Raw genomic sequence first — 12,803 nt, 5'->3', positions numbered from 1 at the left:
CGCTCAGGCCAGCAGCTGCACGAACTCGCTTTCGTTGAGCGGGTAGCCCAGCCAGTAGCCCTGCGCCAGGTCGCAGCCGCGCTCGCGCAGCAGGTCGAACTGGCCCTGCTTCTCCACGCCCTCGGCCACCACCGCGATGCCCAGCGAATGGGCCATGGCGATGATCGCGCTGGTCAGCGCCAGATCGTCGTGGTTGCGCTGCAGGTCGGCCACGAAGCTGCGGTCGATCTTGACCCCGTCCACCGGCACGCGGCGCAGGTGGCTCAGGCCCGAGAACCCGGTGCCGAAGTCGTCCAGCCACACCTTGACCCCGGCGCGATGCAGCTTGGCCAGCATCTTGCTGGCATGGGCCTCATCGCCGATCACCGCGGTCTCGGTCAGCTCCAGGTGCAGGCGGCCGGCGGCCAGACCGGTCTCGCGCAGCACCTCGGCCACCAGTTCGGGCAGATCGCCGCTGCGCAGCTGGCGCGGGGAGACGTTGACCGACACGAACGGCGCCTCGCCGCTGGCGATGCCGTTCCAGCGCGCCGCCGCCGCGCAGGCCGCGCGCAGCGCGCGCGGGCCGATCTGTTCGATCAGCCCGCTCTGCTCGGCCACGTCGATGAAGACCATCGGCGAGACCGCGCCCAGCTCGGGGTGGTGCCAGCGCAGCAGCGCCTCGGCGCCGACGATGCGGTTGTCGGCCAGCCGGTAGATCGGCTGGTAGACCAGGCTCAGCTCGTCGCGGTCCCAGGCGCCACGCAGCTCGGATTCCATGCGCACGCGCCGCTCCACCGCCTGGTCCATGGCGCGGCTGTAGAAGCGGTAGCAGTTCTTGCCGGCCATCTTGGCCTGGTACATGGCCACATCGCCGTTCTTCATCAGCGCCGTGGCGCCGGCCGCATCCTCTGGGAACAAGGTGATGCCCACCGAGGTGCCCAGGAACACCTGACGGCCCTGCACCATCAGCGGCTCGCCCAGCGACTGCACCATCGCCTCGGCCAGCGCGGCGGCCACCGCGCGCACGTCGCCGTGCTGGATCAGGATCACGAACTCGTCGCCGCCGAAGCGCGCCACCATCGCCTCGTCGCCGCCCAGGCGCTCGACCACCTCGCGGATGCGCGTGGCGAAGTGCACCAGCACCTCGTCGCCCGCCTCGTGGCCGAGCGAATCGTTGACCCGCTTGAAGTCGTCGATGTCGGCGAACAGCAGCGCCAGCTGGCGGCCACCGCCGCGCACCAGCAGCATGCGCTGGTCCAGGCTCTCGCGGAACGCCAGCCGGTTGGCCAGCCCGGTCAGCGCATCGGTATAGGCCATGCGCCGCACGTCCTTGTCGTGCCGGGAGATGCTGTCGCTCATCTCCGAGAACGCGCGCACCAGTTCGCCGACCTCGTCCTCGCGCGCGCTGACCGGGCGCGGCACGTCGTAGTCGCCCACGCCGATCGCGCGCGCCGACTGCGCCAGCGCGCGGATCGGCCGCACCAGCGTGCGCTGCACGTACCAGGCCATGCCCACGCCGACCAGCAGCAGCGCGCCGAGCAGCATCACGATCCAGCCGGCATGGCGCCGGCCCAACGCCTCCAATCGCTCGCGCAGCAGCTTGGAGGCGCGCTCCTCGCTGGCACGCACCGAATCGAGCGAGTAGCCGATGCGCACGCCGCCCAGGCGCGAATCGCCCAGTTCGACGACCCGCGAGATCTCCACCACCTTCTCGGTCCACTGGGTCAGCGGCGCGCGGCTGGCCAGGGCGCGCGCGGCCAGCGGGTCGCGCATCGGCTGGCCGTAGGAGGCCATGTCCCAGGAGCCGTCGTTGACCACGTTGCCGGCCTCGTCGAAGACCAGCACATAGGCCACGTCCGGCTGCAGGGTGGCCTCGCGCACCAGCACGCCGATGGCGTCCAGGTCCGAGTAGTACATCGGGTTGGCCAGCGAATCGGCCAGCTGCTCGGCCATCGCGCTGCCGCGGCGGGTCAGGCCTTCGGCGGCCATCGACTGCACCGCCTGGCGGCCCAGCGCATCGACCTCCTGCTGCATGGCGTGCTGGCGCTGCAGCAGCACCGCCAGCAGCAGCACGATCATCAGCAGCGTCACGCCCATCGCCAGCGAAAGCTGGGTCTGCAGGCCGAAGCGGGTGCGCCGGCTCAGGTTCACTCGACCTGCTCGCGCACGCGGGCGCCGGCCTGGCGCACATGCTCGAGCGCCTTGAGCGCCGGAGCATCCAGTTCGAGGAAGCGCGTGGTGCCGAAGAAGCGCTTCAGGGCATCGCGCGCCTGCGGATCCTGCGCGGCCTGCAGCAGCACCTGGCGCAGGCGCTCGCGCACCGCCGGGGCCAGGCCCGGCCGGACCATCTCCAGCGCGCGCGGGAAGTCGGGGGACTGCGCCAGCACGCGCATGTTGCGGCGGAAGGCCAGCGGCATGCGCCGCTCGTCCTTCCAGTCCAGATCGTTCAGCGCCCCGGCCTCGACCATGCCCTTGTCGACCCAGGCGGCGATGTTGAACTCCGAGCGCGCGAACACGTAGCCGACCGACTGCGCGTCGGGCCGGTCGCGCGGGGAGAGCAGGATTTCCAGCGGCAGATGCGCATCGAGCAGCATCGAGGCCGGCACGATGTAGGAGCTGGTCGAGCCCACGCCCTGCAGCGCGATCGACTTGCCGCGCAGATCGTCCAGCGAGGTCAGGCCCGAGTCGGCCCGGGCGAAGATCAGCGTGTGATAGAGGCTGGCGCCGCCGCGCTCGGTCAGCAGCAGCGGCTGCGCGCCGGTGCGGCGCTGCAGCTCCACGCCGGTGCCCGAGGTCTCGGTGACCCAGTCCACCCGGCCGCGGCGCAGGTAGCTGCTCATCTGCCGTGCGTCGCGCGCCATCAGGATGCGGCCGCTAGTGATGCCGACGTCGCCCATGCGCGCCACCACGTAGTCCAGCAGCGGCTTGAGCTGGGCGTAATGGGCCTTGGGATTGTCGCTGATGCGTCCCAGCACCAGCACGTGCGGATCGTCCTCACCCGGTGCCGGGGCGGCCCGCAGGGGCATCGCCATCGCCGCACACACCAGCAGCACGCCAAGGAGCCAGTAGCGCAAACGGGGACTTCCGCAATGGAGACGCGCCAGCCTAGCTGACTTTGACATCACCGGACAATCACGCGGCTCCTGCCTGGCCGGCCAGGCGCGCCATGCGCTGGCAGTCGGCCAGGATGCCGCGCAGCAGGCGCACTTCCTTTTCGTCCAGGCCCGCGCGCAGGTACAGGCGGCGCAGCTTGCGCATGGCCGATTCGGGCGCGCGGCCCTTGTGGAAGTCGACCTGGTCCAGCGTGTCCGCCAGCTGGGCGAAGAAGCCTTCGAGCTGGGCGTGCGTGGCCGGGGCCGCGCCGGGATCGGCCTGGTCCGCCTCCGCCGGCGGGCTGGCGTCCTGGGCTTCGCGCAGCGCCAGGCGCGTCTCGTAGGCCAGCACCTGCACCGCGGCGGCCAGGTTGAGCGAGCTGTAATCGGGGTTGGCATCGATATGCACGGCCGCGTGGCACAGCTGCAGCTCCTCGTTGGTCAGCCCCGTGCGCTCGCGGCCGAACAGCAGCGCCACCGGCGCCTGCCGCGCGACCCGCGCCAGCTGTGCGGCCGCCTGGCGCGGGCTGTGCTCCTCCAGCTGCACCCGGCGGCTGCGCGCGGTGCAGCCCAGCACCAGCTGACAGTCGGCGAGCGCGGCGGCCAGGTCGTCGGTGACCAGCGCATCGGCCAGCAGGTCGTCCGCGCCGGCGGCGCGGCGGAAGGCCTCCTCGTGCGGGTACTTCTCCGGCTGCACCAGGACCAGCTGGGCCAGGCCCATGGTCTTGAGCGCGCGCGCGGCCGCGCCGATGTTGCCGGGATGCTGGGTGCCGACCAGCACGAAGCGGATGCGCGCGGCGGCGCTGGAATCGATGGTGTCCATGCCGCGATTTTAGGTGTTCGCGCCCTCATCCGTCCTCCCCGCACACCCCAGGACAGGGCCCGCGGCCGAGGGCGGTGCTAGAATGCGCGGTCCGGCCGCCGCGCCGGCCTGCTCTTTCCATCTGCCGCGTACCACACGCCCCGCCTGACCGAGGTCGCTTCGCATGCTCAATCCCGTCGTCACCGTCATGACCAAGGCCGCGCGCGTCGGGGGCAATGTGCTGCTGCGGAGCATGAACAAGCTCGAGAGCCTCAATGTGGTCCAGAAGGACCGCATGGACTACGCCAGCGAAGTCGATGCCGACGCCGAGAAGGCGATCATCAAGGAACTGCGCCGCGCCTACCCCGAGTACGGCGTGATCGGCGAGGAAGGCGGCGTGCTGCCCGGCAAGAACCCGCGCTACCACTGGGTCATCGATCCGCTGGACGGCACCAGCAACTACCTGCATGGCTTTCCGCATTTCTGCGTCTCCATCGCGCTGGTGGACAACGGCGAACCGAGCGATGCGGTGATCTTCGACCCGCTGCGCAACGAGCTGTTCACCGCCAGCCGCGGCGCCGGCGCGCAGCTCAACGAGCGCAAGATCCGCGTGTCGGACCGCAAGGAGCTGGCCGGCGCGATGCTGCACACCGGCTTCCCGCCGCGCGAGCGCGCCCGCGTCGGTGCCCAGCTCGAATGCGTGCGCGAGCTGCTCAACCACGCCGAGGACATCCGGCGCACCGGCTCGGCCGCGCTGGACCTGGCCTATGTGGCCTGCGGCCGCGCCGACGCCTACTTCGAGGCCGGCGTGAAGGCCTGGGACATCGCCGCCGGCGTGCTGCTGGTGCGCGAGGCCGGCGGCAAGGCCAGCGACTTCAAGGGCGCCGCGCTGGCGCGCATGGACGACGGCACCAAGGCCGAAGGTCGGCAGGTCATCGCCGGCAACCTGCGGGTGGCCGATGCGGTGCAGAAGGTGGTGGCGCAGTCGGGGTATGCGGCGGCCTTTGCTTGATGGGATGTGCGGCCTTGGTGTTTCAAGGCTTCAATCAGGCGCTTTGAAGCGAGAGCTTTGAAGCGAGAGCTTTGAAGCGAGAGCTTTGAAGCGAGAGCTTTGAAGCCAAGGCTTTGAAGCAGGAGCAAAGCTTTCGCGCCTGCGGGCGCGAGCTACTTTTGTCTTGTCAAAAGTAGCCAAAACCGCTTCTCGCCGGGACGCGAGCCGCCGCTGCGCGGCGGTCCCCTGCGCTTCTCGGAAGTCAGGGCATTTATCCCCTTTTAGGGACGTCGCCCAAACTCGCTTCGCTCAAACAGGGCGACTCTTCGGCCCTGACTTCCTGCGATGCTCGGCTCGCTTTACGGCTCAGACAGGTAAAGCAACGGCAACAACAACGACCACGGCAACAGCAGTAGCAACGACAACGGCAACGGCAAGGGCAACGGCAACGGCAACGGCCGAAGCAGCTCTCTCAGATCGTCATTCCCGCGAAAGCGGGAATCCAGGGACTTTGCTCTTTGCGGTTGCTGTCGCTCTCAATCACGTCGTAAAGCAAAGCGGAGAGGCAGGAGCCGCTACCGTAAGGCCAGCCTGAAAAGCGTTCGGCCATGCAAGCATCTCTTGTACAAGCAAGAAAGTAGATCTTTTCGCGGAGCGGCACGAAAGCGCTCGGCTTACAGCGTAAAGGCCCCGGCGATCTCACCTCAGCTCACGCGCACACTGCGCGCAAGCCCTCAAGCAATCCCTAACCCCGGTATCGCCACGATCGCCTCGGGATCGAACCCCGCGATCCGCGCGAAATCCTTGCCGCGTTCGACATAGTCGCGATACATGCCGAAACTCGGCGCGCCCGGCGACAGCAGCACGAGGCCCTGCCCCTCCAGCATCGCCTCGGCCTGGTGCACCGCGGAAGACAGGTCAGGCGCGGCGGCCAACCCGAAGCCGCCCTCGCCCGCCACCGCCTCCAGCAGCGCATGGATGCGCGGGCCGTTGGCCCCCAGGGTCACGATGCCCAGCGGCGCGTGCTGGCGCATGGCCTGGGCGAAGTCGTGCCAGTCCAGGCCACGGTCGTGCCCGCCTACCAGCAGCGCGATGCGCTGCCCGGCGAAGCAGTCCAGCGCCGCCAGCGTGGCGTGCGGGGTGGTGGCGATCGAATCGTTGACGTAGGTCAGGCCGCCGCGCGTGCCGAGGGTCTGCAGGCGGTTGGGCAACGGGCGGAAGTCCAGCGCGGCCGGCGCCAGCGGCGCGGCGTCCAGCCCCAGCGCCTCGATCGCCGCCAGCACCGCGCACAGGTTGCCGCGGTTGTGGCGACCAGGCAACGGCACCGCGCGCGTGTCGAACACCTGTACATCGCCGCGATACAGCAGCTCGCCGCGCAGGTGCCAGCCGTCCTCGCGGTTGAACCAGACGATGCGGCTGTCCGGCAGCGCCAGCTGCGAGAGCACCGGATCGCGCGCATTGAGCACGGCGGTGCGCGGCGCGGCGCGGGTGACCAGCGCGAGCTTGTCCTCGATATAGCGCTGCTCGCTGCCGTGCCAGTCTAGGTGCTCGGGGAACAGGTTCAGCACCACCGCCACCTCGGGGCGCACGCCGCTGTCGGCGACCGCGCCGGTCTGGTAGCTGGACAGCTCGATCGCCCACAGCTCCGGCGCGGGTTGCGGGTCCATCACCTCCAGCAGCGGCAGGCCGATATTGCCGGCCAGCGCGGTGCGATGGCCGCCGGCGCGCAGCAGGTGGGCCAACAGCGCGGTGGTGGTGCTCTTGCCCTTGGTGCCGGTCACGCACACGGTGCGCGCGTCGGGGTGTTCGGCGAACCACAGCGCCGTGCCACCGAGCAGACGCGCGCCGGCGGCCTGCGCTTCCAGCGCCTCGGGCGAATACGGGCTGATACCCGGCGACTTGATCACCACCTCGAAGCGGCCCAGCGCCGCGCCGGTGACCTCGACCTGCGGAAACAGCAGCGGATCGCCCAGCGTCGCGGCCTGCGCCGCCTCGGCCTTGCTGCAGAACAGGGTCAGCGCCTGTCCCGGCAGCCGGCTGCGCAGCAGGGCGTGGGCGGCGCGCCCCTCGCGCCCCCAACCCCACAGCGCGACGCGCCGACCCTCAAGCTGCGAAATTCGCACGCAGCTGCTCCCACAGGGCGGGCGGGATGCGGTGCTCGCCCTCGGGCTGCAGCAGGGGTGCGATCTGCAGGTCGGCCGCGTCCAGCTGCGGGGCGATCTCGCGGTTGAAGCGCGCCACCAGCGCGTCCTCGCGCCACTCCGGGCGCTGGCCCAGCGCGGCCATCGCCGCGCGCGACTCGCGCCCCTCGCCCACGCATTCGAACGGCTTGTGGTCCTGGTACTCCAGCAGCGCATCGAAGCCGGCGGTCTGCGCGGCATCGTCCAGCAGGTTGCGGCCGAAGATGTTCAGCAGGCGCGGCTTGGGCATGAAGTTGCTCAGCGCCAGGAACACGAAATGGCACTTGGGACACTGCCCGCACCAGCGGTTGACCGGACGCTCGCCCAGGATGTGGAAGTTGCGGTTGCAGCTGGAAAAGTGCGCGTCGTAGTGGTCGGTCTTGGCGAACTGCCGCGCCACGGCCAGCTCGGACAGCGGCCGCAGCAGCGAGTAGTAGTGCAGGTCGGCGGCGACGAAGCGCTGCACGTGCGCGCCGAATAGCGACTCGAACGCCCAGCCCTTGGACCACTGGTGGTTCACCTCGCCGGTGCCGGGGATCAGGCTGCCGTAGCTGGCCGAGCGCTCGTTGGAGAACACCACCTGGTCCACCCCGCGCAGCAGCGCGGCCACCACCAGGATGGCCGAGTTGATTGCGGTCACCGGGATATGGCCGTTGTAGGCGCCCTGGCGGTTGAGTTCGAACAGCGCCGGCGCCAGCGCGCGGCCGATGTTGAGCGTGGGCAGGCCGGTGCGCGCCGCGCAGGCGGCGATCAGCTGCGAGCCGCCGATCCAGCTCACCGTCTGCGCCACGCCGGCCTGGCGCAGCGCCTCGATGGACACCAGCGAATCCTTGCCGCCGCCGATGGCCACCAGCGCGTGCGGCGCCAGGCCCAGCGTCGGCGCCGGCGCGGCATCGGCCGCCTCGCTGGCGGGGAAGCGGATGCGCCCGTGCAGGTCCAGGCCATTGCGATAGGCGAACTCGCCCAGACCGTGGGTGTAGAGGTCCTCCATCAGTGCGGCGGTGTCCGCATCGATGGGCTCGCCCTCGATCACCAGTTCGGGCGGCACGGCCGCCTTGTAGTAGCTCACGCCGGCGATCAGGTGCAGCAGGCGCAGCGCGCGCCGCAGCGCGTGTTCGCGCGCGGGGTCCAGTGCGAACGGCGCGCCGGGGAAGCTCACCGTCTCCACCAGTTCCGGGCCCTGGTCGAAGGCATAGCGCAGGCGCGCCACGCCGGTGGCCGGGTCGAAGTCGCAGCCGCTGAAACGGAACTGCTTGACCGTCTCGCGCTGGAACGTCCAGTCAGACATCGAGGATCGTCTCCTTGGGCAGCGCACGCTGGTTGTAGGTGCTGGCCATGCTGTAGCCATAGGCGCCGGCGTCGGCGATCAGCATGACGTCGCCCGGCGCGCTCGCCGCCGGCAGCGCGCGGCGGCGGCCGAACACGTCGGAGGATTCGCAGATCGGGCCGACCACGTCGAAGCTGGCCGTGTCCGCGTCGTCCAGGCGGCTGAGGTTGGCGATGTCGTGCCAGGCGTCGTACAGCGCCGGGCGGATCAGGGTGTTCATGCCCGCGTCCAGGCCCACGCGCAGCACGCCGTCCTTCTCGATCACCTGGGTGGCGTGGGCCAGCAGCACGCCGGCCTCGGCCACCAGGTAGCGGCCCGGCTCGATGGCCAGGCGGAAGGCGGGATGCACGGCCTTGACCTCCTCCAGCCCGCGCGACCAAGCGTCCAGGTCGAAGGGCTCGTCATCGGCGTGATAGGGAATGGGCAGGCCGCCGCCGATGTCGATCACCTCGATGGTGCCGATGCGGCGGGCGAAGCCGGCCAGCTCGTCGCACATCAGGCGCCAGTGGCCCTCGGCCTCCACGCCGCTGCCCAGGTGCGCGTGCAGCCCGGTCAGGGTGATGTTGAGGCTGCGCGCCAGCGCGACGAACTCGTCCACGCGCGCGGCCGACAGCCCGAACTTGGACGCCTTGCCGCCGGTGTTGACCTTCTCGTGATGGCCATCGCCGTGGCCCAGGTCCACGCGCAGCCACAGGGTGCGGCCCTTGAAGACCTCCGGCCAGCGCTGCAGCGCCTCGACGCTGTCGATGGTGACGTTGACGCCGAGCGCCAGCGCCGCCTCGTACTCGTGCCGGGGCGCGAAGCTCGGGGTGAACAGCACCCGGCGCGGCTCCAGCTGCGGCAGCGTGGCGAAGACGTGCTCCAGCTCGCCCAGCGACACGCATTCCAGGCCGAAGCCCTCCTCCACCAGCGTGCGCAGGATGGCCGGATGCGAGTTGGCCTTGATCGCGTAGAAGCGCTGGTCGATCTGCTTGATCGCGGCCAGCGCGCGGGCGCGCTCGCGCACGGTCGGCAGGTGATAGGCGTAGACCGGCGTGCCGGCCTGGGCCAGGTCGAGCAGCTGTGCGCGCCGGGCCTGCCACCACGGCGTGGGGCGCGGGCGCAGCGCGCCGTTGAGTTCGCGCCAGCGCGGGCCGAACACGCTGGTCTCCTCCACCGGCATGGCGCCCGAGTCGATCAGTTCGCCGTGCAGGATCGGCAGCAGGCCGTCGGCGTCGGCCTCGTCGATGACGAAGGTCAGGTTCAGGTCGTTGGACGACTGCGAGATCAGGTGCACGCGCTCCTTGCCGAAGGTCGCCCACACATCCGACAGCTTGTGCAGCAGCGAGCGCATGCCGCGGCCGACCAGGGTGATGGCCGCGCATGGCGCGATCACCTTGACCCGGCAGATCTCGGCCAGGTCCGAGGACAGCGCGGCCAGCACGTCGGTGCTGACCAGGTTCTCGGACGGATCCAGCGACACGGTGACGTTGGTCTCCGACGAACCGATCAGGTCCACCGACAGGCCGTGCTTCTTGAAGCGCGCGAACACATCGGCCAGGAAGCCGACCTGCTGCCACATGCCGATGCCTTCCATCGACACCAGCACGATGCCGTTGCGGCGACTGATCGCCTTGACCCCGGGAATGGTGACCGCGTTGCCGTCGATGCTGGTGCCCGGCAGCTCGGGGCGCTCGGTGTCCAGGATCGCCATCGGCACGCCGGCGTCGCGGCAGGGCTTGATCGAACGCGGGTGCAGCACCTTGGCGCCGGTGGTGGCGATTTCCTGCGCCTCGAAGTAGTCCAGGCGCGTGAGCAGCCGCGCGTCCGGCACTTCCTTCGGGTTGGCGCTGAACATGCCGGGCACGTCGGTCCAGATCTCCACGCGCTGGGCCTTGAGCAGCGCGCCGAAGTACGCCGCCGAGGTGTCCGAGCCGCCGCGGCCCAGGATCGCGGTGCCGCCGTCGCCGTGGCGGGCGATGAAGCCCTGGCTGATCAGCACGCGCGTGGGCTGGGTGCGGAAGCGCGCGCGCCAGTCGTCGCTGCCGCGCGGATCGCACGACACCGACAGGCGCTGCGCCCAGGCGCTCTGGTTGGGGATGGTCATCGCATCGAGCCACTCGCGCGCATCGCACCAGCCGATGTCCAGGCCGTTCGCGGCCAGGTAGGCCGCGCCGATGGTGGAGGACAGCAGCTCGCCCTGGCCCAGCACCTCGGCCTGCCAGTCCAGCGCGCGGGTGGCCGCGCGCGGGTCGGTGGCCAGCGCGCGCAGCGCGGCCAGGCGCTGGCCGAGCACGGCCTGCGCGTCCAGTTCCAGCTCTGCCACGAACTCGCGGTGGCGCAGCTCCAGCGCGGCCACGCGGGCCTCGGCATCCTGGGCGCCGTCGGCGATCGCGGTCAGCTCGTTGGTGACGCCCGACAGCGCCGAGACCACCACCAGCACGCGCGCGTCGTGTTCCTCGGCGCGTTTTTTGGCCAGCTTCCCGATGGTGTCCCAGCGATGACGACGCGACACCGAGGTGCCGCCGAACTTGAGCACGATCCAGCGATCGTTCGGGGGGGAAGCGGACATGGGGACTTTGCGGTCTACGATGGGGAGGAAAAACCCGATCACGCGGGCGGAACCTGCAATTCTAATGGAACACGCCCAGCCAAGCCCCCGCGGCCCCAGGACCCGACCATGATCCAGCGCCGCTACCTGCAACTCGACGTCTTCGCCGACCGCCCCGGCGCGGGCAACCCGCTGGGCGTGGTGGTCGATGCGCATGCGCTGGACACCGCGGCCATGCAGGCGCTGGCCGCCTGGCTGAACCTGTCCGAGACGGTCTTCTTCCAGCCGCTGGGCGGCTACGGCGCGGACTACCACGTGCGCATCTTCTCGCCGAGAACCGAGCTGTCCTTCGCCGGTCACCCCAGCGTGGGCGCCGCCTGGGCTGCGCTGTCGCTGGGTCTGGTGCGGTCCGAGCACCTGCACGCGCAGGCCGCGGGCGAGGTCGACCTGATCCAGCAGTGCGCCGCCGGGATGCTGCCGGTGCGGGTGCGCCAGGCCGACAGCGGGCGCCGGATCTCGGTGCGCACGCCGCGCGCCGTGCACCGTTTCGACGTGCCGCCGCCGGCCTGGCTGCTGGCGCCGCAAGTGTTCGGCGCGGCCCGCGGCCCGCTGCCGCCGGCGCTGTACAACAACGGCCCGGACTGGTGGCTGCTGGAACTGGCCGACGAGGCCGCGCTGCGCGCCTGGCAGCCGGATCTGGGGCAGATCGCCCTGTTGCCGGGCAAGGGCAAGCTGGCCGCCTTCGCCCGCAGCCACGGCGGCCCCCATGACCTGGTGGTGCGCGCCTTCGCCCCGGCCAGCGGCGTCCCGGAGGACCCGGTCACCGGCAGCGCCAACGGCCTGATCGCCGCCTGGCTGCACGCGCGCCAGGCCCTGCCCGGCGGCGAAGGCCGCTACCGGGTCAGCCAGGGCCGCGAACTGGGCCGCGACGGCCTGATCGAGGTGGAAGTGGATGCCGAGGGCGAGGTCTGGATCGGCGGCCTGGTGCAGCCGGTCATCCAGGGCCAGATCACCTGGTGAGCGCGCCGGGCCGGCGCTACCTGCAGCTGGACGTGTTCGCCGCGCGTCCGGGCTGCGGCAATCCGCTCGGCGTGATCCTCGACAGCGACGGCCTGGACAGCGACGCGATGCAGGCGCTGGCCGCCTGGCTGGGGCTGCCCGAGACCGTGTTCTTCGTGCCTGCCGCCGAAGGCGCCGACTACCACGTGCGCATCTTCACGCCCGACTGCGAGCTGCCCTTCGCCGGCCATCCCAGCGTTGGCGCGGCCTGGGCCGCCGTCGCGCGGGGCCTGGCGAGCCCGCGCGATGGCCGGCTGACCCAGCAATGCGCGGCCGGCCTGCTGCCCGCCCAGGTGCGGCAGGTCGATGGCGTGCTGCACGCCCGGATCCGCGCGCCTCGCGCGCGGGCGCTGCCCACCGCGCCCCACGCCCAGGTCCTGCTGGACGCCGCGCACCGCGGCTGGGCCCTGGCCGCGGCGCCGGCGCTGTGGAACAACGGCCCGGGCTGGTGGCTGCTGGAACTGGCCGACGCCCAGGCGGTGCGCCGCGCGCGCCCGGACTTCGGCGCGATCGCCGCGCTGGCCCGCGCCTCGGCCAGCCTCGGCGTCGCGCTCTTCGCCGCGGAAGCCGCCGACGGCCACGACCTGGTCGTGCGCGCGTTCTGCCCCGCCGATGCGCCCAACACGCCCGAAGACCCGGTCACCGGCAGCGCCAACGCCTGCATCGCGGCGTGGCTGCACGCACAGGGCCGGCTGCCGGGCATCGGCGGCGCCTGCGTCGCCAGCCAGGGCCGCGAGGTCGGCCGCGACGGCCGTGTGCACCTCCAGGTGGACGCCGACGGGGAGGTCTGGATCGGCGGGCAGGTCCAGGGTGTGGTCGAGGGCACGCTGCACTGGTGAGGCC

10 protein-coding genes are annotated in these 12,803 nt (G+C 71.1%); 3 read left to right on the top strand and 7 right to left on the bottom strand.

Going from position 1 to position 12,803, the window contains the following annotated elements; translation table 11 throughout:
• Positions 1-3: 3 nt before the first annotated feature.
• The 3 genes from ACFJIT_RS04440 to ACFJIT_RS04430 form a co-directional block, all read right to left on the bottom strand.
• The gene (locus ACFJIT_RS04440; RefSeq protein WP_379655710.1) at positions 4-2,076 is read right to left on the bottom strand and encodes a putative bifunctional diguanylate cyclase/phosphodiesterase; all 2,073 of its coding nucleotides are present in this window, start codon (positions 2,074-2,076) and stop codon (positions 4-6) included.
• Between the two features lie 50 nt (positions 2,077-2,126).
• Positions 2,127-3,011: a phosphate/phosphite/phosphonate ABC transporter substrate-binding protein gene (locus tag ACFJIT_RS04435; RefSeq protein ID WP_379655709.1), complete on the bottom strand. Its 885-nt coding sequence runs from the start codon at positions 3,009-3,011 to the stop codon at positions 2,127-2,129.
• A 100-nt stretch (positions 3,012-3,111) separates the two neighbouring features.
• Entirely contained in the window at positions 3,112-3,894 is a 783-nt protein-coding gene (locus ACFJIT_RS04430; protein ID WP_130522946.1) for an RNA methyltransferase, read from the bottom strand.
• A 163-nt stretch (positions 3,895-4,057) separates the two neighbouring features.
• Here ACFJIT_RS04430 and ACFJIT_RS04425 point away from each other — a divergent pair, with 163 nt between their 5' ends.
• Positions 4,058-4,885 carry an inositol monophosphatase family protein gene (locus tag ACFJIT_RS04425; RefSeq protein ID WP_130535887.1) on the top strand — a complete coding sequence of 276 codons (828 nt, stop codon included), beginning with the start codon at positions 4,058-4,060 and terminating at the stop codon, positions 4,883-4,885.
• A 451-nt stretch (positions 4,886-5,336) separates the two neighbouring features.
• On the opposite strand, the gene ACFJIT_RS04420 is transcribed toward ACFJIT_RS04425, so the two are convergent.
• The 4 genes from ACFJIT_RS04420 to ACFJIT_RS04405 all read right to left on the bottom strand — a co-directional run bounded on the left by ACFJIT_RS04420 (position 5,337) and on the right by ACFJIT_RS04405 (position 10,922).
• Positions 5,337-5,474: a hypothetical protein gene (locus ACFJIT_RS04420; protein ID WP_379655166.1), complete on the bottom strand. Its 138-nt coding sequence runs from the start codon at positions 5,472-5,474 to the stop codon at positions 5,337-5,339.
• Between the two features lie 124 nt (positions 5,475-5,598).
• Positions 5,599-6,987, bottom strand: coding sequence for a UDP-N-acetylmuramoyl-L-alanine--D-glutamate ligase (gene murD, locus ACFJIT_RS04415; RefSeq protein ID WP_379655165.1), 1,389 nt, complete (start codon positions 6,985-6,987; stop codon positions 5,599-5,601).
• Entirely contained in the window at positions 6,968-8,332 is a 1,365-nt protein-coding gene (gene murL / locus ACFJIT_RS04410; RefSeq protein WP_130521221.1) for a UDP-N-acetyl-alpha-D-muramoyl-L-alanyl-L-glutamate epimerase, read from the bottom strand. The genes murD and murL overlap by 20 nt, the downstream gene beginning before the upstream one ends.
• On the bottom strand, positions 8,325-10,922 hold the full coding sequence (locus ACFJIT_RS04405; RefSeq protein ID WP_379655164.1) for a bifunctional aspartate kinase/diaminopimelate decarboxylase: 2,598 nt from the start codon (positions 10,920-10,922) through the stop codon (positions 8,325-8,327). Before ACFJIT_RS04405 ends, murL begins: the two co-directional genes overlap by 8 nt.
• Before the next feature lie 108 nt (positions 10,923-11,030).
• On the opposite strand from ACFJIT_RS04405, the gene ACFJIT_RS04400 reads away from it, so the two are divergent.
• Positions 11,031-11,921: a PhzF family phenazine biosynthesis protein gene (locus ACFJIT_RS04400; RefSeq protein WP_379655163.1), complete on the top strand. Its 891-nt coding sequence runs from the start codon at positions 11,031-11,033 to the stop codon at positions 11,919-11,921.
• A complete protein-coding gene (locus ACFJIT_RS04395) occupies positions 11,918-12,799 on the top strand; it encodes a PhzF family phenazine biosynthesis protein (protein ID WP_379655162.1) in 882 nt (293 codons plus the stop codon). The genes ACFJIT_RS04400 and ACFJIT_RS04395 overlap by 4 nt, the downstream gene beginning before the upstream one ends.
• The last annotated feature ends 4 nt before the right edge of the window (positions 12,800-12,803 follow it).

The organism is Pseudoxanthomonas sp. UC19_8, from assembly GCF_042700505.1.
In the GTDB taxonomy this organism is placed as follows: domain Bacteria; phylum Pseudomonadota; class Gammaproteobacteria; order Xanthomonadales; family Xanthomonadaceae; genus Pseudoxanthomonas_A; species Pseudoxanthomonas_A winnipegensis.
This window is presented reverse-complemented; position numbering and strand designations above follow the sequence as displayed.

Coding starts and splice junctions, on each gene's coding strand:
- ACFJIT_RS04430 (WP_130522946.1), bottom strand. CDS start 3,894: ATGGACACCATCGATTCCAGCGCCGCCGCGCGCATCCGCTTCGTGCTG.
- murL (WP_130521221.1), bottom strand. CDS start 8,332: ATGTCTGACTGGACGTTCCAGCGCGAGACGGTCAAGCAGTTCCGTTTC.
- ACFJIT_RS04405 (WP_379655164.1), bottom strand. CDS start 10,922: ATGTCCGCTTCCCCCCCGAACGATCGCTGGATCGTGCTCAAGTTCGGC.
- ACFJIT_RS04420 (WP_379655166.1), bottom strand. CDS start 5,474: ATGGCCGAACGCTTTTCAGGCTGGCCTTACGGTAGCGGCTCCTGCCTC.
- ACFJIT_RS04425 (WP_130535887.1), top strand. CDS start 4,058: ATGCTCAATCCCGTCGTCACCGTCATGACCAAGGCCGCGCGCGTCGGG.
- ACFJIT_RS04440 (WP_379655710.1), bottom strand. CDS start 2,076: ATGGGCGTGACGCTGCTGATGATCGTGCTGCTGCTGGCGGTGCTGCTG.
- ACFJIT_RS04435 (WP_379655709.1), bottom strand. CDS start 3,011: ATGGCGATGCCCCTGCGGGCCGCCCCGGCACCGGGTGAGGACGATCCG.
- ACFJIT_RS04400 (WP_379655163.1), top strand. CDS start 11,031: ATGATCCAGCGCCGCTACCTGCAACTCGACGTCTTCGCCGACCGCCCC.